The 25611-nt window shown below is 29.7% G+C and carries 38 protein-coding genes and 1 tRNA gene; 16 read left to right on the top strand and 23 right to left on the bottom strand.

What is annotated here, in order from left to right:
* Positions 1-28: 28 nt before the first annotated feature.
* Both ACLL8X_RS03600 and ACLL8X_RS03595 read right to left on the bottom strand, forming a co-directional pair.
* Positions 29-1369: a sodium-dependent transporter gene (locus ACLL8X_RS03600; protein ID WP_411989574.1), complete on the bottom strand. Its 1341-nt coding sequence runs from the start codon at positions 1367-1369 to the stop codon at positions 29-31.
* Between the two features lie 12 nt (positions 1370-1381).
* Positions 1382-2716 carry a sodium-dependent transporter gene (locus ACLL8X_RS03595; protein ID WP_411989573.1) on the bottom strand — a complete coding sequence of 445 codons (1335 nt, stop codon included), beginning with the start codon at positions 2714-2716 and terminating at the stop codon, positions 1382-1384.
* Between the two features lie 218 nt (positions 2717-2934).
* Here ACLL8X_RS03595 and ACLL8X_RS03590 point away from each other — a divergent pair, with 218 nt between their 5' ends.
* The 3 genes from ACLL8X_RS03590 (at position 2935) to ACLL8X_RS03580 (ending at position 4655) form a co-directional block, all read left to right on the top strand.
* A complete protein-coding gene (locus tag ACLL8X_RS03590; RefSeq protein ID WP_411989572.1) occupies positions 2935-3273 on the top strand; it encodes a F0F1 ATP synthase subunit C in 339 nt (112 codons plus the stop codon).
* 40 nt (positions 3274-3313) lie between these two features.
* A tRNA-Leu gene (locus tag ACLL8X_RS03585) sits at positions 3314-3399 on the top strand.
* A 344-nt stretch (positions 3400-3743) separates the two neighbouring features.
* A complete protein-coding gene (locus ACLL8X_RS03580; protein ID WP_411989571.1) occupies positions 3744-4655 on the top strand; it encodes a tyrosine-type recombinase/integrase in 912 nt (303 codons plus the stop codon).
* Here the strand turns inward: ACLL8X_RS03580 and ACLL8X_RS03575 are convergent.
* The 21 genes from ACLL8X_RS03575 to ACLL8X_RS03480 all read right to left on the bottom strand — a co-directional run bounded on the left by ACLL8X_RS03575 (position 4606) and on the right by ACLL8X_RS03480 (position 14420).
* Positions 4606-4821, bottom strand: a complete 216-nt coding sequence (locus ACLL8X_RS03575) for a helix-turn-helix domain-containing protein (RefSeq protein ID WP_411989570.1) — start codon at positions 4819-4821, stop codon at positions 4606-4608. The two genes, ACLL8X_RS03580 and ACLL8X_RS03575, sit on opposite strands and share 50 nt — an antisense overlap.
* Positions 4814-5356: a pentapeptide repeat-containing protein gene (locus ACLL8X_RS03570; protein WP_411989569.1), complete on the bottom strand. Its 543-nt coding sequence runs from the start codon at positions 5354-5356 to the stop codon at positions 4814-4816. Before ACLL8X_RS03570 ends, ACLL8X_RS03575 begins: the two co-directional genes overlap by 8 nt.
* A 1-nt stretch (position 5357) precedes the next feature.
* Entirely contained in the window at positions 5358-5999 is a 642-nt protein-coding gene (locus tag ACLL8X_RS03565; protein ID WP_411989568.1) for a hypothetical protein, read from the bottom strand.
* A 161-nt stretch (positions 6000-6160) separates the two neighbouring features.
* A complete protein-coding gene (locus tag ACLL8X_RS09345; protein WP_489671747.1) occupies positions 6161-6337 on the bottom strand; it encodes a DUF6722 family protein in 177 nt (58 codons plus the stop codon).
* A 197-nt stretch (positions 6338-6534) separates the two neighbouring features.
* Positions 6535-6777 carry an XRE family transcriptional regulator gene (locus ACLL8X_RS03560; protein ID WP_411989567.1) on the bottom strand — a complete coding sequence of 81 codons (243 nt, stop codon included), beginning with the start codon at positions 6775-6777 and terminating at the stop codon, positions 6535-6537.
* Between the two features lies 1 nt (position 6778).
* The gene (locus tag ACLL8X_RS03555; RefSeq protein WP_411989566.1) at positions 6779-7549 is read right to left on the bottom strand and encodes a hypothetical protein; all 771 of its coding nucleotides are present in this window, start codon (positions 7547-7549) and stop codon (positions 6779-6781) included.
* 42 nt (positions 7550-7591) lie between these two features.
* Positions 7592-7801 carry a hypothetical protein gene (locus tag ACLL8X_RS03550; RefSeq protein WP_411989565.1) on the bottom strand — a complete coding sequence of 70 codons (210 nt, stop codon included), beginning with the start codon at positions 7799-7801 and terminating at the stop codon, positions 7592-7594.
* Positions 7802-7811: 10 nt separating this feature from the next.
* Entirely contained in the window at positions 7812-8105 is a 294-nt protein-coding gene (locus ACLL8X_RS03545; RefSeq protein WP_411989564.1) for a hypothetical protein, read from the bottom strand.
* Positions 8106-8119: 14 nt separating this feature from the next.
* Positions 8120-8497 carry a hypothetical protein gene (locus tag ACLL8X_RS03540; RefSeq protein WP_411989563.1) on the bottom strand — a complete coding sequence of 126 codons (378 nt, stop codon included), beginning with the start codon at positions 8495-8497 and terminating at the stop codon, positions 8120-8122.
* Complete coding sequence (locus ACLL8X_RS03535; protein WP_411989562.1) at positions 8494-8727, bottom strand: hypothetical protein; 234 nt, start codon at positions 8725-8727, stop codon at positions 8494-8496. Before ACLL8X_RS03535 ends, ACLL8X_RS03540 begins: the two co-directional genes overlap by 4 nt.
* A 43-nt stretch (positions 8728-8770) precedes the next feature.
* Complete coding sequence (locus ACLL8X_RS03530; RefSeq protein ID WP_411989561.1) at positions 8771-9616, bottom strand: YqaJ viral recombinase family protein; 846 nt, start codon at positions 9614-9616, stop codon at positions 8771-8773.
* Entirely contained in the window at positions 9606-10130 is a 525-nt protein-coding gene (locus ACLL8X_RS03525) for a phage antirepressor KilAC domain-containing protein (protein WP_411989560.1), read from the bottom strand. Before ACLL8X_RS03525 ends, ACLL8X_RS03530 begins: the two co-directional genes overlap by 11 nt.
* Before the next feature lie 33 nt (positions 10131-10163).
* Positions 10164-10289: a hypothetical protein gene (locus ACLL8X_RS03520; RefSeq protein WP_411989737.1), complete on the bottom strand. Its 126-nt coding sequence runs from the start codon at positions 10287-10289 to the stop codon at positions 10164-10166.
* Between the two features lie 149 nt (positions 10290-10438).
* Entirely contained in the window at positions 10439-10699 is a 261-nt protein-coding gene (locus ACLL8X_RS03515; RefSeq protein ID WP_411989559.1) for a hypothetical protein, read from the bottom strand.
* Positions 10690-10938, bottom strand: a complete 249-nt coding sequence (locus ACLL8X_RS03510) for a hypothetical protein (protein ID WP_411989558.1) — start codon at positions 10936-10938, stop codon at positions 10690-10692. The genes ACLL8X_RS03515 and ACLL8X_RS03510 overlap by 10 nt, the downstream gene beginning before the upstream one ends.
* A gap of 507 nt (positions 10939-11445) precedes the next feature.
* Complete coding sequence (locus ACLL8X_RS03505) at positions 11446-11841, bottom strand: hypothetical protein (protein ID WP_411989557.1); 396 nt, start codon at positions 11839-11841, stop codon at positions 11446-11448.
* A 377-nt stretch (positions 11842-12218) separates the two neighbouring features.
* Positions 12219-12674 carry a hypothetical protein gene (locus ACLL8X_RS03500; protein ID WP_411989556.1) on the bottom strand — a complete coding sequence of 152 codons (456 nt, stop codon included), beginning with the start codon at positions 12672-12674 and terminating at the stop codon, positions 12219-12221.
* A 94-nt stretch (positions 12675-12768) separates the two neighbouring features.
* Complete coding sequence (locus ACLL8X_RS03495; protein ID WP_411989555.1) at positions 12769-12933, bottom strand: hypothetical protein; 165 nt, start codon at positions 12931-12933, stop codon at positions 12769-12771.
* Positions 12920-13288 (bottom strand): hypothetical protein, encoded by a 369-nt coding sequence (locus ACLL8X_RS03490; RefSeq protein ID WP_411989736.1) that lies wholly within the window; start codon positions 13286-13288, stop codon positions 12920-12922. The genes ACLL8X_RS03495 and ACLL8X_RS03490 overlap by 14 nt, the downstream gene beginning before the upstream one ends.
* A gap of 152 nt (positions 13289-13440) precedes the next feature.
* Positions 13441-13707: a hypothetical protein gene (locus ACLL8X_RS03485; RefSeq protein ID WP_411989554.1), complete on the bottom strand. Its 267-nt coding sequence runs from the start codon at positions 13705-13707 to the stop codon at positions 13441-13443.
* On the bottom strand, positions 13704-14420 hold the full coding sequence (locus ACLL8X_RS03480; protein ID WP_411989553.1) for a S24 family peptidase: 717 nt from the start codon (positions 14418-14420) through the stop codon (positions 13704-13706). The genes ACLL8X_RS03485 and ACLL8X_RS03480 overlap by 4 nt, the downstream gene beginning before the upstream one ends.
* A gap of 152 nt (positions 14421-14572) precedes the next feature.
* Here ACLL8X_RS03480 and ACLL8X_RS03475 point away from each other — a divergent pair, with 152 nt between their 5' ends.
* From ACLL8X_RS03475 to ACLL8X_RS03415, 13 genes are all read left to right on the top strand, one after another.
* Positions 14573-14791 (top strand): hypothetical protein, encoded by a 219-nt coding sequence (locus ACLL8X_RS03475; protein ID WP_411989552.1) that lies wholly within the window; start codon positions 14573-14575, stop codon positions 14789-14791.
* 68 nt (positions 14792-14859) lie between these two features.
* A complete protein-coding gene (locus ACLL8X_RS03470) occupies positions 14860-15075 on the top strand; it encodes a hypothetical protein (RefSeq protein ID WP_411989551.1) in 216 nt (71 codons plus the stop codon).
* A 551-nt stretch (positions 15076-15626) separates the two neighbouring features.
* Complete coding sequence (locus ACLL8X_RS03465; protein ID WP_411989550.1) at positions 15627-15881, top strand: hypothetical protein; 255 nt, start codon at positions 15627-15629, stop codon at positions 15879-15881.
* 14 nt (positions 15882-15895) lie between these two features.
* A complete protein-coding gene (locus ACLL8X_RS03460) occupies positions 15896-16108 on the top strand; it encodes a hypothetical protein (protein ID WP_411989549.1) in 213 nt (70 codons plus the stop codon).
* 185 nt (positions 16109-16293) lie between these two features.
* The gene (locus ACLL8X_RS03455; protein ID WP_411989548.1) at positions 16294-16653 is read left to right on the top strand and encodes a hypothetical protein; all 360 of its coding nucleotides are present in this window, start codon (positions 16294-16296) and stop codon (positions 16651-16653) included.
* A complete protein-coding gene (locus ACLL8X_RS03450) occupies positions 16644-17936 on the top strand; it encodes a terminase large subunit domain-containing protein (protein WP_411989547.1) in 1293 nt (430 codons plus the stop codon). The genes ACLL8X_RS03455 and ACLL8X_RS03450 overlap by 10 nt, the downstream gene beginning before the upstream one ends.
* A complete protein-coding gene (locus ACLL8X_RS03445) occupies positions 17926-18198 on the top strand; it encodes a hypothetical protein (protein ID WP_411989546.1) in 273 nt (90 codons plus the stop codon). The genes ACLL8X_RS03450 and ACLL8X_RS03445 overlap by 11 nt, the downstream gene beginning before the upstream one ends.
* Positions 18179-19723: a portal protein gene (locus tag ACLL8X_RS03440; RefSeq protein ID WP_411989545.1), complete on the top strand. Its 1545-nt coding sequence runs from the start codon at positions 18179-18181 to the stop codon at positions 19721-19723. The genes ACLL8X_RS03445 and ACLL8X_RS03440 overlap by 20 nt, the downstream gene beginning before the upstream one ends.
* On the top strand, positions 19710-19913 hold the full coding sequence (locus ACLL8X_RS03435) for a hypothetical protein (protein WP_411989544.1): 204 nt from the start codon (positions 19710-19712) through the stop codon (positions 19911-19913). Before ACLL8X_RS03440 ends, ACLL8X_RS03435 begins: the two co-directional genes overlap by 14 nt.
* Entirely contained in the window at positions 19903-20547 is a 645-nt protein-coding gene (locus ACLL8X_RS03430) for a hypothetical protein (protein ID WP_411989543.1), read from the top strand. The genes ACLL8X_RS03435 and ACLL8X_RS03430 overlap by 11 nt, the downstream gene beginning before the upstream one ends.
* A 10-nt stretch (positions 20548-20557) precedes the next feature.
* Positions 20558-20953, top strand: coding sequence for a hypothetical protein (locus tag ACLL8X_RS03425; RefSeq protein WP_411989542.1), 396 nt, complete (start codon positions 20558-20560; stop codon positions 20951-20953).
* Between the two features lie 254 nt (positions 20954-21207).
* Complete coding sequence (locus ACLL8X_RS03420; RefSeq protein ID WP_411989541.1) at positions 21208-22422, top strand: hypothetical protein; 1215 nt, start codon at positions 21208-21210, stop codon at positions 22420-22422.
* On the top strand, positions 22419-25610 hold the full coding sequence (locus tag ACLL8X_RS03415; protein ID WP_411989540.1) for a hypothetical protein: 3192 nt from the start codon (positions 22419-22421) through the stop codon (positions 25608-25610). The genes ACLL8X_RS03420 and ACLL8X_RS03415 overlap by 4 nt, the downstream gene beginning before the upstream one ends.
* The last annotated feature ends 1 nt before the right edge of the window (position 25611 follow it).

The raw sequence follows: 25611 nt of genomic DNA, 5'->3' as shown, positions 1-25611 counted from the left end.
TTTTCCTTAAAAAAATATTTTTTTAATATTATACAAAAATTTGATAACACATAACCAAAATTATCGCCATAGGCGATACAAAACGAATAAAAAATAACCAGACTAAAAAAATTTTTCGATTTATAAATTTAGAAAAAATTTTATAAATTCTTTTCTTATTTATAAAAAAACCTACAAATACAGAGCTTACTATAGCACCTAGTGGAAGTAAGAAATTTGAAGTTAATTTATCCAATAAAGTAAAAAAATCTTTACCAAAAAAACTAAACATAGAAAAAAAATCAGAATTTAAAGATAAAATACAACAAATCCCAAAAACAAACACAAACAAACCTATAAAAAACAAAGCCTTAACACGAGAAATTTTATAGTGATTAATCATATAAAAAGTTAAAGGCTCTATCATTGAAACCGCTGAAGTGATACCCGCAAAAAAAAGTGCCAAGAAAAAACAAAATGCAAAAATATAGCCTAAAGCCCCAAGTTGATTAAACAAACTCATCAAAGAAACAAAAACAATCCCGGCTCCTTGAGTATGCGGATCGGCTCCAAATTCGAAAATAAAAGTAAAAACGATAAGCCCCATAATGAAAGAAATTAATAGATTGATTAAAACAATGTATATAGAACTTCTAATAAAATTCGTTTTCTTATCTAAAGCCGCCGAATAAGTAACTATACAGCCTATCCCCAAACACAAAGTAAAAAATGCAAGACCTAAAGCTTCGGCAATAGAACTGAGTTTAAAATGAGAAAAATCGGGATAAAAAAGATAAACAAAAGCTTGTATGAAACCCTGTTGAAAACTCACGCAATAAAGTAACATAAAAATAAGCATTAAAAATAAACTAGGCATTATAACAACATTTAATTTTTCAATCCCTCTAATTAAACCTTTAGATACTATCAATAAAGTAAGAAAAAAAGATAAAGCGAAGAAAAAAATAGAACTTGTCAAATTTGTAGTAATTAAATTTTGAAAATTACTCGCTGCTTCATCTAAAGTTTTAGGAAGATAATAAAGGCTAGTTAGGGTGTATTTTAAAACCCATCCCATAATAACCAAATAAAAAGAAAGAACAAAAATGCCACCCAGCATAAAAATCCCACCATATCGCCATCTGTTGCCGTGTTTCATAGCAAGAGTAAAGTAAGCATTAGCAAGGTCGCTTTTACTCAAACGCCCCATAGCCACTTCAGCCAAAAAAATACTAAATCCTATAGTTAAGGTAAAAAACAAATATAAAAGCACAAAAACAAAACCACCATTTTCTGCGCTTAAAGTTGGAAATTTCCAAGCATTACCCAAACCTACAGCTCCACCAGCAACAGCCAATACAAAGCCGATTTTTGAAAAATATGTTCTCATTATTTTTCAAACTCACTTTAAAAAAGCAGCTACCATAACTATAACAACAGCTAAAGGGGAAATAAATCTTAAAAATACATACCAAAGTTCAAAAAACACACCTTTCATATAAGGCCCAAATAAAATTTTCAAAGCTTCTTTTTTCATAATAAAACCTACAAAAATAGCCGCTAAAATTCCACCTAAAGGCATAATAACTTTGCTTGAAATACTATCAAGTAAATCAAAAAAACTCATCCCAAAAATTTCAAATTGTGTGCTTTTTAAAGAAGATAAAATACAAAGCATACCCAAAATATAAACAACAACCCCTATCAAAATCAAAGCTTTCTTGCGACTCATACCAAAGGTGTTAATCAAATAAAAAGTAAAAGGCTCTATCATCGAAACAGCTGAAGTAATACCCGCAAAAATCAAAGAAATAAAAAAGGCAGCCCCAAGCACTGAGCCAATGAGTCCAAGTTTTTCAAACAAAGTTGCTAAGGAAATAAAAACAAGACCGGGTCCTTGTTGATTAGGGTCATAACCAAATTCAAAGATAAAAGTAAAAACAATTAGTCCCATTAATAAACCAATTAAAATATTTATAAAAATAATATTTAAAGTGCTAGTGATAAAATTAGTTCTATCAGGCAAACTAGCAGAATAAGTAATAATGGTCCCAACACCCAAAGAAAGACTAAAAAAGGCAAGTCCTAAGGCTTCAAGGACATTAGAAGTGCTGATTTTAGAAAAATCCGGCACAAAAAGAAATTTAGCAGCCAAAACAAAGCCATCTTTGCTTGTGGCATAAACAAGCATTAAAATAAGCAAAATAAACAAAGTTGGCATCATCCAAACATTTAATCTTTCAATACCATTTTTAACACCCTTAGAAACGATATAAAAAACACATAAAAAAATCAAAGTAAAGCAAACAAATTGACTTAAAAAATCTTCACTGGTAAAAATTTCAAACTGCGACTGACTAGTTTGTAAATCCACAGGCAAATTTCCTGTAACGCTTAAAAATACATATTTAACTATCCAGCCAATAACTAAGGTATAAAAAGAAACAATCAAAATCGCACCTATCATAGTAAAGCCCACACAAGACCAAGCTTTTTTATTTGATGGGGCTAATTTCCCATAAGCATTAACAGGGTCTTTTTCGCTGATTTTTCCTATACTAAGCTCTGCTAAAAATATCACAAATCCCACTCCTAAGGTAAGAATGATATAAAGCAAGATGAAAGCAGACCCTCCACTTTGTCCTACAAGAGTCGGGAATTTCCAAGCATTACCCAAACCTACCGCTGAACCCGCTACTGCCAAAATAAAACCTATTTTTGAAAATTTAGAACTCAATTTTACAACCTTTAAAAATTATTTTAAAGTATTATTAAAGCAAAAAAAGTTTTAAGCTTTATTGAAAACAATAAAATTTATATCAAAAATGTGAATTTTTGTAAATTTCAATAAAATTAAAGATACTTTTAATTATAATCCTAATTTTCAAATCTCTAGTAGGGATACGCAAGCCGAACGGATTTAAAAAATAAATTTTTCTTAAGAAAGGCAAAAGGATGAAAAAGATTCTTTTTTTATTATTCGCGTGTGTGGCGGCAGTTTTTGCAGCAGAAACGAATGCTCCAGTTGAACAAGAAGCTATTAATGTATGGATTAAAGCATTTTCAGTTCTTGCAGCAGGCTTAGGTCTTGGTGTTGCAGCTCTTGGTGGTGCTATCGGTATGGGTAATACTGCGGCAGCAACCATAGCAGGAACAGCTAGAAACCCGGGTCTTGGACCAAAACTAATGACAACTATGTTTATCGCTTTAGCGATGATTGAAGCACAAGTTATTTATGCTCTTGTTATTGCTTTAATTGCGCTTTATGCAAATCCTTTTATAGTTTTTCAATAAAATCTTAAAATTTTAAGCCCTTTTTTGGGCTTTTTCTTATGCGGTTATGGTGGAATTGGTAGACACGCCATCTTGAGGGGGTGGTGCGCTTCGCGTGTGCGAGTTCAAATCTCGCTAACCGCACCATTTATTCTTATTTTCGCTTTTTTAGTTTTTTTACTTCTTTTTAATCATCTATAAAATAGGTTCTTCTTAGTTATTTAATTATTTTAGATTATTTTTAATTTATTATACTTAAAAATATCTTTATTGACCCAAAGAAATAAATACAATATTGCTGATTTTAACAATTTACTTATTTATATTTATCCAAGCAATAAATATATAAATGTCCCAAAACCTCGAAATATAAAACAATAACTTAAGAGTGCATCCCATTCTCGACCTTGCTAATGCTAAGAAAAAAGAGACAACTTAAAAATCAACTCAACAGAAAATGATAATGTTTGAAACAATATTAAAAAGCTGATATGAAAAAACTTAAAAAACTTAAATTAAGCTATAAAACCTATAAAAGCTATATGAGTTATTTGCAAAGATTTGCCTTTGGAATTTATGGAGAAATTATATTAGATAAATTGCAAATCAAAGATATTTTAAAAAGTTTTGAAAAATTTAGAAAAGAAAACATAAGAGAAGGTGCCGATAAGTTCTTTACTCTTTTAAATGAGATTTTTAGACATGGTGTTATTAAAGAATATATTAAAAACAACCCCATGTCAAATCTAAATAGAAAAGACTTGCTTATAAACAAAGCAAGTAAAAATCATGCCACTTTGTTGGAAACTAAAGAAATTAAAGCATTGGTAGATAATATAATTGATTATAAGGGATATATTGGTGTAAAAATTGCAGCAATGTTTTCTTTATTGACCGCACAAAGAAGCTTTAATATAAGAAGTGCAAAATGGGAAGATATTGATTTAGATAATGGTATTTGGTATATACCACAAGAAGATATGAAGATGAAAAGAGCACACACCATACCTTTAAATTCTCAATGTGTATATATGCTTAAAAAATATAAAGAGATAGGTATTAATACTGGTTATTTATTTTACAGCTTAAGAAGTAAAAGTGAAATCATAAGCGACAACACAATTAGATCTATGTTTAGAAGAATGGGCTACTCTAATGATGATTTTACTCCGCATGGTTTTCGTGCTATGTTTAGCACCTTAGCCCATGAAAATAGAAACAAACACCAAATGAGTAGCGATATTATAGAATTGTGTTTAGCACATGTAGAAAAAAATAAGATTAAATCCGCATATAATCATGCTTTAAATTTAAAGGAAAAAGCTATCCTTATGCAGTGGTGGGGAGATTATCTTAATGAGATTGCTGATTTAAATCAACAAGTCCGAAATATTTTTTTATAAAATTTTCAACATCTTGTCTAGGATACAATCCCGAGCAATTTCTATGTTGCTTAAACTCTTTAAACTTACCTTGTTTAGCATATTTATGAACTATAGGCTCTTTTACCTTTAAAAGATTTGCAACTTCTTTTCTTGTGTAATAATCTCCAATATCCAATCTAATCATTTTCAACTCCTAATCTTTTATCTATAATTTCAAAAATAGTATCCTTGTAATAATCCCAAAGCCATTTTTGCTCTTCATCTTCTATATCATCAATGCTTACATTACGCCATTCTTTGATTGTTTTACTCTCACAGCCAAAATTCATCATAGACTTTGTAAAGCTCATAACGTAGCTATCTATGGCTACGCTAAAAATATTTTTCATATCCCCTATGCAGTCCCTGAGATTTGCTCCTTCAAAAATACAATCTTCAAATTCCGTTCTTAAAAAATTGCAAAAACTAAAACTTGCTCCGCTAAAATCACAAGCTATAAAAGACGCATTCTTGCTTGAAATGTCATCTAGCTTTGCATTTTTAAAACTCGCACCATTTATAAACACATTATCAAAATCCAAACCGCTTAAATTTAGATTTTCTAGGTTCGCATTATTTAAAGAAATACCTTCTAAAATGCAGTGTTCGACTAATTCTTTTTTGCTTTTTCTATCATCTTCGATAATGATAGTTTCATCAAGTCTTTTTAAAATTCCCATTTCATCTCCTTAATGTCTTTTTCCATTTTTCTTCGTTTTTTTCGTAATTTTGCCAATAATGTAGATTTTTTTCTAGCTTATTTAAAACAGCTTCAAAGACTGCTTCTTTTCCTACTTTTTCAGCAAATAAACTCATTTCCCATTCCTTTATGCAAAGAATTTGATAATCTTTTGCTAGAAATTTTCTAAGCTCTAAAAGTTCTTTTTCGCTAAGTTTTCTTTTAAAACTTAATTCCTTTTTATGCTCTAAGTCGTATTTAAGTGCTTTGATTTTGTTCTCATAATGCTCCTTTTGTTGAATAAGTTGAGATTTGTAACCTATCTTTTGATGATGATTTAAAGAATTAAGCCTTAGATTTTCATCGCTTAGGGTTTTAAATCTAGCTTGTGTTTGTTCTCTTAAAAGCTTAGCTACTTTTTTGCGGTATTCTTTAGCTTTAGGGCTTTTGATAAAAAAGCCAAGCATATAAACACCTTCTAAAGTCCATTTGATTACTCTTGTATTAAATTGTGGATTGATTTCATAATAAAAATGAGTGTTTTCTATAAGCTCATCTTTGTGATTTTCAAAGTGCTTTCGTATTGTATCACTCGTAACTTTGTAAGACACTGCAACTTCTGCAGTTTTTAAACTTTGTAACATATAATCATCTCCTAAAATTCAAAAATTTTAAAAGATGATTGATTATAAGTTTATTTAACTATGTTTTTCTTTCGTGTTTTTTGGGTTGTAAAAATACAAAGCTATACAACCTATAACGCAAATACCGATAATGATTTTATACATTAAATCTAAGCTTTCCATTATTTGCCTCCTTTGTAAGTTAAGTATGCACCAAACACAACAAGAGCTATCGTTGATACCAAACTTAAAATATTGTAACTTCCATCTTTGAATAAAGGAGTTATAATCCCCAACGCAAAAACAATTTTTGCGAAATCAAAGGAAAGTTTGCCTAATTCTTTTAACAAATCTTTCATAGTTAGAAGTATAGCATAAATAAACTAATTCAACAATCATCTTTTAAAGAACAAAAAATTCTTTTTATGAATTTTTATGAAGTAATTATATACATTTTATAAATGTTTGTCAAGTGATTTTATTTATAAAATAAATTATTTTTATAAAAAATATACTTGAAATAAATTTGTTTTATAGAAAGGAATATTTTTCCTTTCTAATCTTTTCTTGCTTCATCTATCAAATCAAAAGCTTTTTTAAATTTTTCCAATTGCTCTTTTTGCTTTTTATTCTCAATCAAAAGCTTCATAAAATTAACTGCTATTTGCGGTGGCTCAATTTGGGTCGCCCATTGGGTAGCCGTGTTTGGTGCAACCCCTAAAACACTACTTAACTCCTTTTGCGTTATGTTTAATTCTTTGCAAACTTCTTTAACGATGTTTTCTTTCTCTTCTGCCATATTACTCCTTTATATCTTTTGGTATAATGCTATGTAATGCACTAATACGATAAAGCTTAACTAAGCCGTCTATTTTATGTACTGATAAATCTACTAAGTAGTAATTATCAAATGGATTTTTATTGATAAGCTCTTTTGCTTCTTTATCTACTATTTCCGTGCTTATTGCTTTATTGGGAATAATATCATCGCATATAGCCTTATCTTTTACTATGCGTTCGCTATCTTTAACTTCTTTCATTCTTATTAAAACATTTTGGAAGTGTTTTTGCTCCTTATCTTCATAATTTTTAATTTGTTTTGCTGTGGCTATACCTTGTTTATAAGCGTCTTTGTTCTCCTGATTAACAATAACACAATCTTTATAATCATTATAAGTAATACTAAGATTTAAATCTTTTTGCTCTGCTAAGGCTAAAATGCTTTCTAAGTTGTCAAGATTACTCTTAGTTAATGTTTTATCTTCTTTAATCTCATCTACACTTTTTTTGCCTATATTTTTAATATTGTTAAAAAATTCAAAATAAGCATTTATATTTGGCAATAATTCTCCAAACATAAGAGCACCACATATAACAAGATTAAAAACATCACTTCCTTTTTCTACTGATTTTAAAGTTGTTTTAATACCGCTAGTTCCTTGAGTTATATAGATATACTCATCTATAGAATTGTTTAATGCCAATAGTGCGTTAGATAAAATTTTAATATCTATTGGATTATCTTTTTGTATAGTAAATCTTATATTTACATTTTCAATCACATCTGCCATAATGTATCCTTACAAAAATCCTTAATCTCCCCTGCTGTCATTTTACTCCTTTTCATCTGTGATAAGCTCAAATTTTAAAATACTGCTTTTATCATCAAAGGCTTTTAAACTTTGACGCAAAGTTTTAAAAGGTGCTTCATCGTAAGAATTGAAAAAGTTTGTATGGCAAGCAGGACAAAAAAGAATGCTTTGCTCAACTCTTGCGATGATTTGCGTATCGCAGTTTTTACAAGTGATTTTATAACTTTTCATATTTGCTCCTTTATCTCATACAAAATTCGATTAAATCATCGATGTTGGTAAAATCATTTTTAGAAAAATATAAATAGGATTTAGGAGTGATTAAAACTCCTAAAAAATCGCCATTGTTTTCTTTTTCGTATTTTAAAACTTTGCATTCTTTTAAAAAATAAATACAAGAGCTAAAGTCTATTTTATAGTCTTTGCAATCTTGATTAAAATCATCTAAAAAAAGTATGCTTTGATTTGGAAAATCGTTTAAAAGTGTTTTTATAATTCGTTTTGAAATAAATTTAAAAGCTTTAAGATTTTGCATTCATTATCCTTTATTTAAAACATCAATTTAAGGCTCATTTCTAACGCCTTATTTACGATACTTCTTATAAGCTCTTCCCTTCCTGTGCTTAAAGCCTTTTTAAGTTGCACCCCTAAGCCATCTTGTTTTAAAAGTTCTAATGCTTTTGGTTTTAAAATCGCTTTTTCAATTTTCCCATTTTCCATATCTATACTTTCAAAATCTAAAAAATGATTAATTTTTAGATAATTTATCGTGTGATATGCGTTTAGCTGATGAGTTAAAAATTCTTCATAATCTAGTTTTGGAATAAAATCAAAAAAGTTAAAATCATTTGGAATTGGAAAAGAACTATAAAGCTTTGCTAATGTTTTAGCTGTGTAAGTTTCAAAAAGCTCGATGTTTTCACTCATTTAAATTCCCATTTATTACAAATTAAATTTAAATCTGTGTTTGTCTTTAAAAGCTCATCAAAATAAAGTTCTAGTTTATCAATATAAAGTCTAGCACCGCTTAAATCATCATTTTGTATATTTTTAATCGCTAGGTTTTTGCTATCTTTGATAAGTCTTTCTAACTCATCTTTTTTATCTTTAAGTTCAACTAAACGCCCCCTTGCGTAAGTGATATTGTCTTCTATCATTTTAACCTTTCTTTTGTTCTTGTAATTTTATCAAAAAAGCACTTTATGATACTTTAACGCACCAGCTTACGCTCTGCTTTTTGTATTCTTGTGGAATTTCTAGCTTTGCGAATTTCAAAAAGCCTTCATAATCAATCGTAGTTCTACTTTGCGGATAGATTTTAACATCTAAACATCTTGCCTTTTTGCCATCGGCTAAGGCTATGAGTTCTTTTTTGAGACTTTCTAGCTTTTCTTTGATGGGTTTAAGGGTGTTTTCAAGCCTTATGATTTCAAGGGTTAGATTTTTTGCTTTAGTATCTTCAAGCTCTTTATAATCGCTCTTTTGGTCTATGATATAATCTAATATAAATTGCTTTGCATTTTTAACTAACCATTTTTGATAAACTTCGTCTTTTAAAACTTCACATTCTATAAGCTCTTCTTCTTTATTCATAGCTACAAAAATACATTTTTCTTTACCGCTGATATAAAGCCCAAATTGTGCTTGGGCGTAGTATTTTTCGCTTGGCTTTTTATTTCTTTTCACAAAGTTATATTCATCTTGTGAGTATTTAAACTCGTAAATAATGCCGTTTTCATCTAAGCCATCTAAACTTGCTATAAACATTTCATTTTCTAAGCTTTGTAAGACTACGGGCGTGATACTTACAGAGTGCAAAAACTCAACTCTAGCCCTAATCAAAGGCTCGTATTCGCTGCCTTTTCTCATAGCTTCATTTTGATAGACTTCTCTAAGTCCTAAGATAATATCTCTTGCTCTTTCTTTGGTGTGAAATGCCCCTCTTATCCCTACGCAAGAAGCTACCATTGAAGCCCCTATTTTTCCTTTTCTAAAATCACACCATTTAGGACTACCTTGTTCTAAGTTGATTATTTTATACTGCATAAGTATCCTTTTGTGATAATAAATTGGATATTTTAATTTGTCCTTTGCCTGTGATTTTAGTTGTGCTTACTAATTTATCGCCGTTTATGGTGCTGATAGTTGTTTCACTTACCTTAAAAAGTCCTTGCTCGACATATCTTTGATAAGGCTTGTTATCGCTCATTAAAAAACCCTTGTCTCTTAAAAAAGCAAAAAGTCTTTTTTCGCCGATTTCGATTTTGTTTTTTTCGTGTAAGATTTTTGCGAAATCTCTTAACAAAATAGCGTCGTTAGTATCTTTTATGCGATTTGCAAAGTGAATTAGCGGTGCGTTTTCTTTGGCTTCGTTTTTTAAATTTGTGTTTTCAAGCTCTAGTTTTTCTTTTTCTTCTAAAAGTTCTAATTGCATTTGCAAACTTTCTTTTAATAAAAGCGGTTTATAACTTTGTTTTTTAAGCTCATTTTCTAAGTATTCTAATCTATCAATTATCTTTGTTCTTAGCTCCACACTATATCCACTAACTAAAATTAGCACTTCTCTTTTTGGCAAGCGGTAATACTTGTAAAACTACTTATTTTGCGGGTTTTGGTAGGTATTCTCAAATTTGATAACACCCCCTTCAACCACTTTTTCTAAGTAAGTTCGCATATCTCTTGTAACATTTCTGTGTTCTTTTCCTGTAAGCTCTGCTATCTCTAAAGAAGTTAAGCTTATTTCTTTGTTTTCATCTTTTCTAAAAAGTTCTAAATTTATTTTTTATTCTCCTTTTAATAATTTTAAAATTTCTTTATCTCTGGCAAAAATCTAATCTTTGCATTGTGTTTTACTTTTTGGATTTCACATTAAAGATTTAATTCTTTATTCTTTAATCTTTTTGTTTCTTTGATGGCTAATTCATCGTTTTTTAAAACACCTATAAGCCCCAAAGCATCAAGTATTTTTATGCGAAAATTGCTAAGTTTTACATTGATTTTGATTTCTTCTTCAAATTTTAAAGAAATTTCATTTATAGCAGTGTCTTTTAGTGCTATAATGTCTTTTAGTCTTTGGATTTCTCTTTCTAAATGTCTGATTTTTTCATCTTTTTTGCTATTTAAGAACATATTTTTGACCTTTCTTTTACATAAAGAAGCTCATAAATTCTATTTTGCAAAGAATTAATCTCTTTTATATTTTTCATATTTGTTTCTAATTGCTCTTTTAGCTCTTTTAAAAGCTCTATTTTTTCGTTTTCAAGACTATAAATTTCAGCTTTTAAGGCTTTATTTAGCTTTATTTCTTTTCGATACTCATCTTTACTTAGTTTTATGATGATTTGTTCTTTTGAATGATAGATTTTCAATTTTTCTCCTTTTAGATTAATGCTTAAAAGGGACAACTTGTATTTAAAAAAGGATAAATTGCGGATAAAAACTAGTTTATAAGGTTGCCCCATTTAAGCATTAAAGGAGTTTAAGAAAAGCCAAGAGCCTTGCTCTCTTGGCGTAAGTATTGTTTAAGTATAGGCTAAGCAAGGCTATTTTATAATTTGGTAGGTTTTTTAATGGAGTTGATTGATTATTTTAATCAGCTCTTTTACTATTTTCAATAATAAGAAAATAATATTTAAAATCTTTTCTATCATCAAAAACAGCTCCTTCCCCACCAAGAGAAATTAGCCACTTAAACTTTATAATTATACTTTCTTTTTCTTAAACTCTTGATTTTCTGTCGTTTTTAAAGTGCAAGAAAACCTTAAAAATAGCACTATAAACAATAATCACGAGCCAAGTTTGTGGATAACTTGCTAACCCTTCTGCTATGCTATTGCTATTGTTTAATCGAAGTAAATTCGTTTAAAACCGCTTTGCTAAAGCCCCCGTCCCACTTCGTGAGTACAGAGTAAAACAAAGAAAAGAACATTAGCAATTAAGCTTAATTTCCAAGCAGTCAAAAGCTTAAGAAAGCCATTTTTTAAAGGACTTGTTAAACTTTTAGTAAAGCTTTTCGTATTTTTTTCGAATTTTCTTACTTTTTCTAGCAAAGCATAAGCGTCGTTTATAAATTCATCGCCGTAAGTTTCCAAAGAAACTCTTCTCTCATCATCATCTTCAAGGCTTAGTTCTAGTGTGCCTCTAAGCTCTTGCAAGTCGTTAAAAATGCTTTGAAAATTTTCTCTTGTTTCGAACTTTTGCTGTTTTAATTCTCTAGCGTAGTCTTCTTTTCTTTTTTCTTCTCTATCAAAATAAAAATCTGTAAAACTCATTTTTTTCTCCTTTTTTTGTTGATATAAGTGTAATATCAATACACTTATATTTTTCTTAAATAATGTAAAAAATATACACTTTTTTTTAAAAAATATTTTTAGTATAATTTTTAAGGATAAAATTAGGATTTATTAAGGAGTGTAAAATGAGCTTAATTATAAGAAAAGGCTTTATAAAATACATATGAAGCTTTAAGATGGAAGGGCTTGTTTGATGCATGAGCTTATTTAAGCAAGAAATTTATTAAAGAAGCTAAAAAACTAATTTAAACAACACAAACTATAATTGTATAAACTTTCAATCTTCGCTTATAATGTGTATAATCAGCTAAGGCTAGAGTTGCTAATAATGGTAAGATTATGAGTTTTCATTTTGTCTAACTTGTTGCTTTAATCATTTCTTTTAAAGTTCTGCTCTGGTTTTCTTCATCATAAAAAGGTTCAAAATTAAAATGCACTTTTTCTAAATTTTCTCTACCCTTTTGAGTTTTTTTACTAAGCGTAAATTGTTCGCATTGTAAGAAATATAAAAGCATAATATCATATTCTAAAGTTTTTGCAAAAGCTTCTTTTATATCATCTATGTTTGCTATATTTCCAAGTCTTGAAAATATTTCATTTTTAGAATGCTTATTGATAATATGAAAATTATATTCTCCACGCTCAGATATTAGCTCTAAATCATTTTTAAAATCAGTATCTATTAAATTAATAGCATTATTTTTTATTTCCTCGTATCTTATATTTCTTTCTTTTGATTCAAAATTTTTAAATTTTTCTCCTATTTTTTCATAATATAAAAATTTTTTTGCACTTTCTAAAGTATCATACAATATAGTATCAAATTCGCTAAACCTAAAATGATTACCATACCAATATTTTTCATTTGTTTCTAATTTTAGTCTTTCAATACTATTTTTAATAAAATTAGTATTTAAAAGGACATCTAGATAACTTTTTTAAATGCGTATCGCTAATATAATGTTGTATTTTGTTTCCACTCTCATCCCAAAGCCAAAAACCTATGTTTATAAATTCTTCACTGGCTGAGTAAGGAAAATATTTTATCATTTTATATTTAAATATTTTCATAGCTATATATCGCTTTTCGTCCTTGTCTTTTATATATCATATTGCTTAAAGCTTGTTTTTCTGCCGATGACAAACTTAGCCATTCTAATGGTATAGTGCTTATTATATCTAAAATTTCTTGACAATTTAATTTCTTTTTATTGATTGTGATATTTTCCAAATAACCAAATAATAAATAGTTGTTATCAAAAATATTTTTATTAAAATATTGATTAGAGTTAATCTCATTATTTAAAATTAGATCCAAAGCCTTTAATATATCAAAAGCTAAGCCAAAATCAATCAAAAATATTTTTTTATAATCATCAATTAAAATATTTGGATTTTTAAAATCTCTATCGCTATTCATTAAAATTCCATCATATAGACAAGTATAATTTTAAACTTATTTGTTAATTCTAATGGGTAAATTTTACTCGCATTGAAAATATATGAAACTCCCAAATTCAAACCTTTTGAATTTTTGATATTTTCTAATGCTTCTTTGTCTCTTTGAGTTCCATTTTTTTATTTGTTGTCTGCCAATTTTATGGTATTATCATCTATTTTTAACAAAGCAATACTAGAAATATTCTCAAATCCTATTTGTCGTAAATATAAATAACAAAAAAGTTCAGCAAATAAGCTTTTTCCAGTTCCGCAAACACTGTTATATTTAGTTTTTAATATAAATTTAGAATTATCCTTAATACTTACTTCTAAAGGACAACTAACTCCATAATCAGTAACCCTTATAATGTTAGACATCTCAAAAGTATTTAAAGCTAATTTCATCCCGCCACTTCTATGAAATTTTTAAAGGTTTCAATGGTCATTTTTGATACTACTGCACCTAGTATTTGGCATTGTTCGAATTCGGCGTTGGCTACTTTTTTGTCTTCGTATTTTTTATTTTCGGAAACTAAAAAAAGATAATCATCAAAAGGTTCTTTTTTGATTTTTTTACAAAACAAATCATCATCTTTTCTAAAAATAACAATATCTGCATTTGAAATGGTTGTAAGGGTATTTTTGCTTCTATCTACAATAATAAAATCCCCATTAGATAAAATAGGTTCCATACTATCGCCATTTATTTTTATAATATCATAGCTCTTTTTTATGGGTATATCTAAAATTTCTTTTAGAAAATTTTCATCAACAGAAACGATTTTCACTTCTTCACTTTGAGATGAAGTTCCAAGTCCTGCACTTGCATAAATATCTGGGAAATAATTAAAATTGATTTGATTGTCGTTTTTAAAAAAATTTAACAATAAATCTTCCGCACTTAAATCTAAAAAATCGCCTATAAGTTTAAGTTTAAAAAGTTCTGGCGATGTTCTAGTAGCATCGTTTGTTCTAAACCAAGTTTTAACAGCCTCTAAAGTTGTGGTTTTATCGTTTGGACTATTTCTAGTAATGTAATCTGCTAAATCTTGATTAGTTATTTTTTTTTCTTTCATTCTATTTTTTACAAGTAGATAATTAAAGCCTCCTTTAACCATAACAGCACCCTTTTATTTTAAATTTATGTATTATTTATACACATTATATCATAAAAAATAAATAAATAAGAGTATATAAAATACATTAATTTAAATATATTTTAAGTGTTTTTTTAATACACTTTTTTAAAAAATAATGGTGCTTATAAAATATGAAAATTAATTATTTAAACTTTTACAAAATTATCAATCAATATTACAAAGATGAAGCTATTAAAAAGATTAGAACAAACAAAATGGGGTCTAGTTTTAAAAAACAAATAGAGTTTAAAAAACTCTACGGCATACCGCATGAATTTTGGGTGGATGTTCGTAGTAATCTTACAAACATACCTAAGCGTGGGAGAAAGCGAAAGGAGAAAAAATGCTAAAAATTGTTTATAAAACAAGGTTTATTACTCGGTGTGCATTTAAGTTTTTTCGCATAAGGACAACGAACTTGTTTAAGTTTAGTTCCTTTAAAGATAGCAAAGACGTTAATGTCGGCATTAAACCTATTTTCATCATCTCCTATTTTACAAGTGAAAGTGTCAATTCTTTCCCTAGTGCTAAAGAATTTGATGAAATAGTAACAAGATATAAAGCCTATGAAAAAGCCGCAAAGAAATATCCCCAAAGCACAAAGTGTATTAAGATAGGTAGCTATAAAATTTAAATCCATTTTGATAAGTCCTTTCTTGATTTGGTGCAAAAAGATTATAGCAAAGGACTTTTTAAAACGGATTTAAGGTTTAAAATATGATTGATAGAGTATTTGAAATGATAGGATTGTTTGTTTTTACTTTAATGATGTTGCATTTTGGTCTGTTTTTAGTGGCTGGTATTTCGGCTAGGTTGCTAATATCTTGCATTCATCATTATCTAAAATACATATTTTATTGCGGTAATAAGGACAAATAATGTATTTGAATGTGTCTTTTTTAAAAACCATTTCAAAAGGCGTTTTTTGGGTATCTAATTTATATCCTAAATTAGATACAGCCTTTTTGTTAAATCGTTTTCTAGCTTCATATCTTTAATACAAACTCTTTTTAGTTTTTGTTTTTTAGTTAAATATAAAAACAAAGGACGGATACTTAAACCAAATAAAACACCTATTAAAAAATATAAGAAATTCTCTAAGGTGGCTGTTTTTAACATTTGGGCTAAAAAAGAATGGAACATAAAAAGCCTTTTTAATTTGAATTATAACATAAAGGAGTGTGTGTGATACCAAAATTTAAAGCAAGTTTTGAAGTGGCTAGAGAGCGTAAAAGCTTAAGGGAAAGAAAAGGCTATTTAAGACTATCAAATACTATAGCCTATGGGGGACTTAGTGTTGATGCTTTGACCTTGTATATTCAACTGGCTAAACTGAGTGAAAAAACGATTGTAAGTGAGATATACTTAAGAGAGTTCATCAAGGTTAAAGACAATCAAAGAATTAGTTTAAATCGACTAAGAATTGCTAAAAAAAATTAATCGAACTTGGACTTTTGGAAATTAAAAAAGTTAGAAAGGGTTCTTTAAATTTTTATGAGTGGATTTTAAAAGATGAAAACGAAAACATTAAAAGACATTTTAATCAAGCTTTAACTTTACTTAAAAGCAGCGATGAAAAGCTAAGCAAAACTCTTAAAAATAACGCTTCATCAATCGACAGAAAATTAACTACTGAAAACGAAAAAATGAAAATTCCCTATATATAGAAACACGCACGCACGCACACGATAAAGAATTTATAAATAATATAAATAATAATAAATTTATAAATAATATAAATAAAGAATTTATAAATTTAGAAAATAAACAAGAAAAGAAAGAAAGCGTTGCTAACGCAAATGCATCTTTTGTGGTGAGTTTCACAAAATTTGACGAAAAGGATTTTAAACAAATGGCTAAAACAAGCAAGAAAGAACAACTAAGATTTAAGGCTATTGAAGCTTATAAGACTAGAAATATCAGTAATTTTAGTTTGGAAAGCTGGATTTTATGGGTGGATTATAAGCTTGAGAAGGAAAAAGAACCGACGATGACGACTTTTAATCACAATCTTAATCAGCTTATTTCTTTTAGGGATAAAGCAGAGCAAAGCTTGGATAATAGCATAAGCAGTGGTTGGCGGGGTCTTTTTGCGGTTAAAGAGAAAAAAGCATATGGTAAAAAGGGGAAGGTTTTGAGTAAGGAGCAAAAAATAGTTAGTGATAACACGCAAAAAATCGAAATCATAAGAAGTGAAATCAAATGCAATTAAAACTTGACTTTTCTTACACTAACGCACAACTTAAAGTTTTTGATGATAAAAATCCACGCTTTATAACCGTGGCTAAGGGAAGAAGGCTAGGTTTTACAAGGGGTTGTGCTAAGTTTGTTATCGAAAATTTGCTTATGGGGCAAAATGTTTTATGGGTGGATACTATACAAGCAAACTTACAAAACTACTATGAATTATATTTTACACCTGAGCTTAAAAACTTGCCTAAAGATTTTTATTCTTGGAGTGTGCAAGATAAGAAATTAATCATTAATGGGACTATTCTTCATATGCGAAGTGCTGAAAGAAGTGAAAATATCGAAGGTTTTGGCTATGACCTTGTGATTTTAAATGAAGCAGGGATTATTTTAAAAGGAAGCAAAGGGGAGTATCTTTGGTATAACGCTATAAGACCTATGCTGCTTGATAATCCTAAATCAAGAGCGATTATCGGTGGAGTTCCTAAAGGAAAAAATCTATTTTATGAGCTTTGCAAAAAAGAATTAAGCGATAAGAATTGGAAGCATTTTCAATTCTCAAGTTATGATAATCCTTTTTTAAAGCAAGAACAAATCAAAGAGCTTATCGATGAAGTCGGCGGGGAAGATACTCAAGTGGTAAAGCAGGAGATTTACGGGGAATTTATCGATAGCGGGGGTGCGGAGCTTTTTTCTCTAAGTGAAATTGAAAATGCGATGAGTAAAAACTCTTTTAGTATTGAAAAAATGGAAGGGGAAAATGTTTGGGGGCTTGATGTAGCAAGGTTTGGGGATGATAAAAGCGTATTGGCAAAAAGAAAAGGATTTGTAGTTGATGAGATTAAAAAATACTCACAACTTGGGACTATGGAACTTGCAAATAAAATACTGGCTGAATACAATCAAAGCGAAGAAAAGCCAAAGGGTATTTTTGTAGATACTTGCGGACTTGGGGTCGGGGTGTATGATGTTTTGCAAAATTATGGTTTGCCTGTGTTTGAAGCTAATTCTGCAAATTCTGCCACAAGTAATGAATACTTAAACAAAAGAGCACAGATGTATTTTACTTTTGCTAAAAATTTAAAGCATATGGAGCTTGTTAGAGATGAAGAGCTAAAAAAAGATATGCGGATGATTGAGTATGAGTATAGCGATAAAGGGCTTTTAAAGATAGTTTCAAAAGAGTATTTAAAAAAGAATTATGGCAAAAGTCCTGATGTAAGCGACGCTTTAGCCTTGACCTTTTTTGAGAGACTGCATACTAGAAGCGACGCAGGCGAAGACTGGAGCTATGATGGCTGGTGAATTTTTTATGATTTATGAAGCAATTGATGCAAACAAGATTAAAAAACTTTCAAGCTTAAGTGATGATGCAATAAAGTCAAGCTTGGCTAATGAGTTTTTAGAGCTTGTTTCTGGATTTAACAATATCTCTAAAAAGAAATTTAAAAGAGAATTTGCGGAGTTTTTATTCGATAAAGGAGTGAATGAAAAAGATATTTTAAAAATAACCAATTTAAGCAAAACAACAATATGGAGAATTATGAATGAAAACAAAAAGAACTAATGATGAAAGAGTGGCTTTTTTGACACAATTAATTAGAGAAAGTAAAAGTGGATATGAGAATTACAAAGCACATTTTAAAGAATTGCAAGATGCTTATTTGCTTGAAAATAAAGCAATGCAAAAATTAAGAAAAAGAAATAAATCAAGCATTTATATCCCTAAAATTAATTCGAAAGTGAAGTATTTAATCACAAGTTTAAATGATGTGTATTTTAATAGCGAGAGAATGGCAGATATTGAAACTTACATTAATAGCGATGATATGATTATAGAACTATGGCAAAACGCTATTGATTTTTATAGTGGAAAAATAAATATGTTTAAGATTTTTCAACCACTTTTTTTAGATGTTTTACTTGTAGGAACAAGTATAGCTAAGGTTACTTGGCATAAGGGAATGCCACGCATTGAAAGAGTGGATATTGATAGTATTTATTTTGACCCAAATGCGTTAAATAGTGAAGATGTAGGTTATATAGTCAATGAAATTTATCTAACCTACAATCAAATCTATGAGAGACAGAAATTAGGGTTTTATAAAAAAATTGAAATCCAAAAGCTTTTTGATGAAGATGATGAGTATAAAAAAGTTAAGCTTTATGATATTTATGAAAGAAAAAATGATGATAAATGGGTTGTTTCGACGCTTTTTGAAAATAATTTACTAAGAAATGAAGTGCCTTTACAAGATGGACAACCTTTTGTTTGGGGGTCTATGCTTCCACAACTTAAGAAAATAGACAATGAAGACTATGTAAGTGCTTATGGTGAGCCTATAATGGCTTCGGCTATGCCCTTACAAGATGAGATTAATATCACAAGAAATCTTTTAATCGACGCTGTTAGAAGCCACATTAATCCTAAAATCATCATTCCTAAATCTATGGGTATAAGCAGAGAAGATGTAGAAACTTTAGGCAAACCCATACATAGCGATGACCCTAAAGCTGTGCAAATTTTACCACAGCCAAATGTAAATAGTGCGGGAATGAATTTACAATTACTAGAAAGCGAACTCACAGAAGTAACAGGAGTTAGTCCGCAAAATAATGGAGCGCAAACCGCACAAAATGAAACCGCAACAGAAATTAGCATAAAAGCACAAGAAGGCGGAAGAAGAAGTGCTGATTATATAAGACAATATAACGAAACTTTTATAGAACCTTTATTTGACAGATTTGCTATGCTTGTTTTTAAATACGGGGAAGATAGTTTTTTCAATGGTTTTCAAAGAGAAGATGTTCCAAGTTTTAGATTTAAAATTCAAACTGGCACAGGTGCTATGAATAAAGAAGTTAGACGTGCAGGAATTCAAGCAAGTATGCAAGTGTTTTCACAGCTTTATCAAATGTATATGAGTATAGGCGATGCAAATTCTGCTTATGGGATTGTCAATGCTAGTAAAGAACTTACTAAAGAATTATTGCCAATACTGGGTGTAAAAAATGTAAATAGCTTGTTTGCTTTTGAAAATAATGGGGAGATTAATCCACAAATGCAAGGAGAAAACATTGCTGAATATTGAAATTAAGAGTGATATATCCAAAACTAAAGGAGGAAAGAAATTAATAGATTTTATAAAAGCAAAATATAGCGAAAGTTTTTATATAGCTAAAAACAATGATGAAAAAGAAGCAAGGTTAAAAGCCTTAGATACTATGGCTTTTTTAGACACAATAATCAATAAAATAAAGGATGAAGAAGATGGAAAATGAAGCTTTAAAAGATTTAATGAATGCAATAACAGATGAAGGTGATACAGGAGAAGTTGCTAATAGCGAAGAACCTACACAAGAAATAAATCAAGAGCCTACTCAAGTAGTAGAAAATGAACCTGATTATAAAGCAATGTTTGAAACTTATAAAAGTGAAAATGATAACAAATTAAATGCTTTAATGAGTGAGCTTGAAGCTTTAAAAAATCCAAAAAAAGAACCAAGCGAACAAGACCTACAAAGAAAGCAGTATTTAAAAGAATTAGGGCTTGACGGGCTTGATGAAAAGCTAAAAAGACTTGAAGAGCTTGATAAGAAGCAAAAAGATAAAGAAGAGCAAGACGCATTAATCGCCAAATACGCACAAGTAGAAAGCGAGTTAAGAAAAGCTTATCCTGATGCGGATTTAAAGGCTATGGCAGAACTTGCTACAAAGTTAAGTGGCTTAGGCGAAGGTAATATTGACAGCTGGAAAACCTTGCTTAATTTGGTTGGAAAATCAAATAATGCTAAAAAAGCAGAAGATTTATCAAACACGAACAGTAATATCAAATCTAGTGATTTTAATGATAGGTTAAAAAAAGGCGAAGTCAGCGAAATAGATCTTGGAAAAGAATTATTAAGTTTAGTGTAAAGGAGAAATAATGGATTTTTTAACAGCATTAAAAGGTGGTGGGGGTTTGACTAATGTAGGTTTGGGTTCAACTTTTGCAGATAATTTGATGAAAACAAGCAATTTTACTCCAAATCTAGCAAGTAATAGCGGGGGGTTTTTAAGCGGGATTAAAAATTCCGCAGGGAAATTTACAGACTGGCTCTTTAAGGGTAGCGACGCAAATAAAATAACTAATTTTGATAGATTAGGAAATGTTTTAGGCGGTGCTGGTGCTTTATATGGTGCTTATAATCAGCAAAAGATGGCACAAAAGAATTATGAGCTACAAAAAGATGCTTATAACTTTAATAAGTTTTTAGCTAATGAAGAATTAAACAGAAGAAAAAATATGGAAAATAAACTTCAAAATGTTTGGAGTAATTAAATAAAGTTGGATTTAAGGAAGCCAAAGGGAAATTATAGCTCCCCTTGAAAAAAGGGGCAAGGCTAAGAAGCCTTGACTATAATTATACAAAGTAGTATAATTATAAGTATTATTTGATTTAGCAATTTAATCATCTCCCAACTGGGCGGTAAATTAACGCTAAAAGGTGGCGACCCTTTGGCGTTGCACCCTTTTAAAATTACACATAAACTTCCTTAAATCCTTTATTTAAAAGAAAGAATAAAGGAAACAAAATGGCATTTTATAACCCACAAAGAGTAGTATTTAATCCTGATACAGGCGTTATACAAAACGCAGGAAAAGTTGGCGGTGTTTTATACGATGTGATGAGTAAAAATTATGATGACAAAGTAAAAGCGAGCCAGTGGCAACAAGAACAAGATTTTAAAAAGCAACAAATGGAATTTAATCAGGCTATACAGAATAATCAATTGTTACAAAATGAGAGAAATTTTGACTATCAAAAGAAAAGAGCCAATATAGCAGATTTGCAATGGCAAATGAATTATAATCAAAAAGCTAGACAATACGCTGCGCAAAATGCTTTAAGAGAGCAAGAAATAAATGCTAATAAGGCTTATAAGGATTTAAATTACCATAAAGGATTATTAGAGCTTCAAAAATTACAAAATGAGATAAATGCGAAACAAAAAGAGCAGGATTTGTTAAATGGGGTGCTTGATAATAAACAAGAATTAAGCAGTCTAGGGAATAAAAATATCTTAAACGATATAAAATATAAGGCCGACGCTCAGTTTTTGGATTTAGCAAGTAATCAAGGCAAAACTTACGATACTACGCACGGATTTTGGAATGGAGTATTAGAGCGTGGTTTTGGTGGTTGGGGAAGTCAAAGCACGGATTTAAATGAAGCTAGTGATTTGCTTTTAAAAAGAATGCAAAGTGATTTATTAAGGGGTGGAAAAAATGCTAAATGGAATTTGGAAAATATACAGGCAAATTTTCCTATTAATGGTTATATTTTAGAAGCAAATAATCAAAGAGTAGCACAAGCATTAGCAGGAGAATGGTTAGCCGAAGCTCCAAATTCTTTTAAAATGGAATTAGTAGAAAAATTAGGGAATGCTAAAACAAACATTGAAAAACAAACTGCCATAGAAGAATATCAAAAAAATATGGATTATTACAATAGGTATGCCCCAAAAGTAAGGGCTTTTTACTGGGATGAGAAAATATCTAAACCTAGTAAAAATGCAGTAGTTATAGACAATTTGGCAACTAGTCAAAATATGCAAAATGATTTGGGTAAAAATATATTAGCAGTGCAAAATCAAAATACTCCAAAATTATATAACATTAGTTTTAATGGAATTAATGCTCAAATATCAGAGCCTGATGCTAATGGTAATGTAATATTGGTCAATCAAGCAGGTAGGAAAATGCAAGTAAGCATAGAAGAATTAAGAAAACAAGGATTAATACAATGAATATAAGAGAATTTTTATTAGAAAAACCGCAAGAAAATAACATTATTTCCTTTTTACAAGATGGAGCAAGTCAAAGTGAAAATCAAGACACAAATGAGTATTTAGCCAATTTAAAAAATGAAGCAATAAATGATTTTTACAAAAATAAAGACAAATATGCTAAAGAGTATCAAAAATATAACATAAAAGACCAAAATTTAACAAATCCTATGGGTTATATTAGTGAGTATAAAAGGGATTTATATGATTATAATAAAAATCCATCTATGAACGCTGATGATTTGAGTGATTATATTTTAGATAAGCAGTCTAAATTTAATGCTTCTAAACCTATTTTTGCTGATGATAACGAAGTGGCAATAAAAAGCAATCAATTTATGAGAGATTTGGGCGATGATTTACAAAAATCAGGGCGTGGAAGATTAATACAAGATGATGATGGCTCTTATTGGGTGCAAGATAATAACGGAAATTATTCCAAAGTGCAAGGTAGCACAATGGGTAATTTATATCGTGGATTAAGAGATAATGGTGCTAGTATAGCTCTAGGAACAGCAGGTGCAATTGGTGGCACAATGCTAGGCGGTGGAGCTGGTATGGTCGCTGGGGGTGCATTAGGTGCTTCTTTGGGTGCTGGATATGATTACTATGGAAATACAAAAGATACAAATCAAGATGTAAATTTAAAAGAAGCTCTTATGCTTATGGGGGAAAATGCGGGACTTTCTTTAATAGGCGATGCGGCTTTTACTGGAATTGCTAAAGGAGCAAGGGCTTTAAAAAATACCTATAATATGGCAAAAACAGGAGCAAGGGCTGGTAGAGATATGATAGATGGTATGGCTGTAAATGGAAGTCATTTGAAAGAAAATATAGGGGATAAATTTAGAAAAATAAGCCCTAGTGCTTTAAACGATTTGGCTTCACAAGGAAGTGAAACTTCAAAAGCTTATGCAAGAGAACTCATAGAAAGTGCAAATGGGGACTATAATGCTATGTTGCAAAATGCAAGGACTACGCCCTTAGAAGTCAATCAAGGACACGCTTTAGTTGATGGAGTAGCAAGTAAAATAAGAGATTTTTCAAATACTGCAAAAAATGGTTTTGTAAAAAATACAGCAGATAGCATAGCTCATTCGCTAAATAGTATGAGTAAAAACATAGGCTCAAAAGAAGCAGCACTCAATCAACAAGATTTAATCAATCTTGCTTTTAACAACAATGACTTAGCCAATATGGCAAGAAGTGTTTTGGCAAATGACCCTAAAATAGCCAATAAAGTAGCAAACTCTTTATCCAAGCAAGATGAAACCCTGCTTAAAGAATTGAAACTTAATGATGGTTTTAAGGCCGATGAACTTTATAAACTAAGAGAAGCTAGAGCAAAAAGAGCTTATGATGAATTCGGGAAAGGACTTGATGAGCTAGATAAACTTAATCCAAATGGAATAAAAATAGATAAAAAAGGCTTAAATGATTTAATCCAAAATGCTGATTTTTTTGGACAAAACATACCTAAAGCTTTAAAAGACTTTTTCAAAGAATTAAATAGCAATGCTCCTATGAGTGCTACAAAGCTTAATACACGCATTAAAGAGCTTAGTGAAGAAATAAAAACAAATAAAAATTATGATTTTAATAGTTTTTTAGAAAACTTAAAACAAAATCTATTGGATAGTATGGTAAAAAATGCTACCAATCCACAAGAAGCAAGAAATATTTTAGGCAAAATAAGAAAAGATTATGCGGATTTTAAAGCGTATGATAAAAGCAAATTAGGCGAAAAATTAAAAGGAAGTGAAAAAGATATATCAAAGGATATAAATAAGATACTTAATGAAACGAATTCAAAAAAGAATTATGAAGCTATAACAAAAGGACTTAATGATAGTGAAGTAAAAACCCTAGACAATCAAATCATCGCAAGGGCATTAGACAAACATAAAATCAACTTAGGCGATGAGAATAGCCCTAAATTTGTAACCAATTATAAAGCACTGATGAAGAGTTTAGAAAACTACAAACCAAAAAGCAAAGCAGGACAAGAGCAAATGGAAGTGTTAAAATCCATAGGCAATATGCGTTCTCATTTTGAGACTATAATCGATGGGATTTTAAACTCAAAAGCAAAAGAATTAGGACACGGGATAAGCACTAATCTTATGGAAAGAGCCAAAACAATGCTTGTTAATAATTTTACTGATTATATAGCCTTTTATTTTATGAGATTATGGGAAGTTGGTAAAAGAGCTGGGACAAGGATACAAATGCGAAGGGGATTTAGCAATATCAACACGCTTAAAGATTTTGATATATCGGCTAAAGAATTTATAGAAAGCATTAAAGATAAGGCACTTAAAGAAGAAGCACGAGAAGCTAGAAAAGAATTTAATGCTAAGGTTAAGGATTTAGTGCAAGGGAATGGCTTTGTGATGTATCAAACTAAGCCTAAACAAAATAATTATAATGTAGAGTTTAGCTTAAATGATAATGTGAAAAAGAATTTAAATTTAAATATAAATGAATTAAAAGCTAACTTACATAGACTACAAGAAAAACACCCTGAAATGTTTAAAACAAATGGAAGTGTAGCAAGAGTGATTAAAGAAATAGCAAATAATCCTAATAGATACTATGCAAACAATAAATTAGATATTTCTTTGGTTGCTAAGGATTTGAAAAATGGTAAATTAGGTAAAATGGGTATAGTCAATCAAGGTGAAAATATAGGTAAAGTTGGACATCTTAGTATATCTAGCAATAAAGAAAAAGAAATTGATAGGCTAAACGATAGAAATAAGAAACATTTAGGGGTGGGGTCGCCTACTCCCACACTCCGTGTCGCTGATGATTATCAGCACGGACAGAAGGCTGGTGCAAATGCACATTCCCTAAATAATCCTAATTCTACCCAAGCTAAGCCTAAAAAAAACTTAATAGATGATATAAAAGAGAATATCAAGGCTAAGGAAATAGCAAACAAGAATAAGAAAAGCGTAAAACAAAGACTAGATGAGAAAATACAAAAGGATAAAAAGGCTAGTGAAGAAAGAATTGAGAAAATAAAACAAGTTATAGCTAGAAAGCAAAGAACAGATAAGATTGCAGACAAAAAAATAGCAGGAAAAATAGGCACTCATACGCTAAAAAATCTTATTAAATTAAAAGAAAGGAACGAAGATAAATAAA

This window comes from Campylobacter parajejuni, assembly GCF_046764905.1.
Taxonomy (GTDB): domain Bacteria; phylum Campylobacterota; class Campylobacteria; order Campylobacterales; family Campylobacteraceae; genus Campylobacter_D.
The sequence above is the reverse complement of the archived record's forward strand: the minus strand, read 5'-3'. Positions and strand labels throughout refer to the sequence as shown.

Bases quoted from the DNA above. Each gene is read 5' to 3' on its own strand.
- ACLL8X_RS03480 (WP_411989553.1), bottom strand. From the start codon at position 14,420: ATGGTTAAAGGAGGCTTTAATTATCTACTTGTAAAAAATAGAATGAAA.
- ACLL8X_RS03555 (WP_411989566.1), bottom strand. From the start codon at position 7,549: ATGGCAGATGTGATTGAAAATGTAAATATAAGATTTACTATACAAAAA.
- ACLL8X_RS03515 (WP_411989559.1), bottom strand. From the start codon at position 10,699: ATGTTCTTAAATAGCAAAAAAGATGAAAAAATCAGACATTTAGAAAGA.
- ACLL8X_RS03570 (WP_411989569.1), bottom strand. From the start codon at position 5,356: ATGGGAATTTTAAAAAGACTTGATGAAACTATCATTATCGAAGATGAT.
- ACLL8X_RS03505 (WP_411989557.1), bottom strand. From the start codon at position 11,841: ATGAGTTTTACAGATTTTTATTTTGATAGAGAAGAAAAAAGAAAAGAA.
- ACLL8X_RS03540 (WP_411989563.1), bottom strand. From the start codon at position 8,497: ATGAGTGAAAACATCGAGCTTTTTGAAACTTACACAGCTAAAACATTA.
- ACLL8X_RS03430 (WP_411989543.1), top strand. From the start codon at position 19,903: ATGGAAAATGAAGCTTTAAAAGATTTAATGAATGCAATAACAGATGAA.
- ACLL8X_RS03420 (WP_411989541.1), top strand. From the start codon at position 21,208: ATGGCATTTTATAACCCACAAAGAGTAGTATTTAATCCTGATACAGGC.
- ACLL8X_RS03455 (WP_411989548.1), top strand. From the start codon at position 16,294: ATGGCTAAAACAAGCAAGAAAGAACAACTAAGATTTAAGGCTATTGAA.
- ACLL8X_RS03415 (WP_411989540.1), top strand. From the start codon at position 22,419: ATGAATATAAGAGAATTTTTATTAGAAAAACCGCAAGAAAATAACATT.
- ACLL8X_RS03575 (WP_411989570.1), bottom strand. From the start codon at position 4,821: ATGATTAGATTGGATATTGGAGATTATTACACAAGAAAAGAAGTTGCA.
- ACLL8X_RS09345 (WP_489671747.1), bottom strand. From the start codon at position 6,337: ATGAAAGATTTGTTAAAAGAATTAGGCAAACTTTCCTTTGATTTCGCA.
- ACLL8X_RS03590 (WP_411989572.1), top strand. From the start codon at position 2,935: ATGAAAAAGATTCTTTTTTTATTATTCGCGTGTGTGGCGGCAGTTTTT.
- ACLL8X_RS03425 (WP_411989542.1), top strand. From the start codon at position 20,558: ATGGATTTTTTAACAGCATTAAAAGGTGGTGGGGGTTTGACTAATGTA.
- ACLL8X_RS03565 (WP_411989568.1), bottom strand. From the start codon at position 5,999: ATGTTACAAAGTTTAAAAACTGCAGAAGTTGCAGTGTCTTACAAAGTT.
- ACLL8X_RS03600 (WP_411989574.1), bottom strand. From the start codon at position 1,369: ATGAGAACATATTTTTCAAAAATCGGCTTTGTATTGGCTGTTGCTGGT.
- ACLL8X_RS03450 (WP_411989547.1), top strand. From the start codon at position 16,644: ATGCAATTAAAACTTGACTTTTCTTACACTAACGCACAACTTAAAGTT.
- ACLL8X_RS03440 (WP_411989545.1), top strand. From the start codon at position 18,179: ATGAAAACAAAAAGAACTAATGATGAAAGAGTGGCTTTTTTGACACAA.
- ACLL8X_RS03580 (WP_411989571.1), top strand. From the start codon at position 3,744: ATGAAAAAACTTAAAAAACTTAAATTAAGCTATAAAACCTATAAAAGC.
- ACLL8X_RS03560 (WP_411989567.1), bottom strand. From the start codon at position 6,777: ATGGCAGAAGAGAAAGAAAACATCGTTAAAGAAGTTTGCAAAGAATTA.
- ACLL8X_RS03475 (WP_411989552.1), top strand. From the start codon at position 14,573: ATGAAAATTAATTATTTAAACTTTTACAAAATTATCAATCAATATTAC.
- ACLL8X_RS03530 (WP_411989561.1), bottom strand. From the start codon at position 9,616: ATGCAGTATAAAATAATCAACTTAGAACAAGGTAGTCCTAAATGGTGT.
- ACLL8X_RS03545 (WP_411989564.1), bottom strand. From the start codon at position 8,105: ATGCAAAATCTTAAAGCTTTTAAATTTATTTCAAAACGAATTATAAAA.
- ACLL8X_RS03535 (WP_411989562.1), bottom strand. From the start codon at position 8,727: ATGATAGAAGACAATATCACTTACGCAAGGGGGCGTTTAGTTGAACTT.
- ACLL8X_RS03485 (WP_411989554.1), bottom strand. From the start codon at position 13,707: ATGAAATTAGCTTTAAATACTTTTGAGATGTCTAACATTATAAGGGTT.
- ACLL8X_RS03495 (WP_411989555.1), bottom strand. From the start codon at position 12,933: ATGAAAATATTTAAATATAAAATGATAAAATATTTTCCTTACTCAGCC.
- ACLL8X_RS03550 (WP_411989565.1), bottom strand. From the start codon at position 7,801: ATGAAAAGTTATAAAATCACTTGTAAAAACTGCGATACGCAAATCATC.
- ACLL8X_RS03445 (WP_411989546.1), top strand. From the start codon at position 17,926: ATGGCTGGTGAATTTTTTATGATTTATGAAGCAATTGATGCAAACAAG.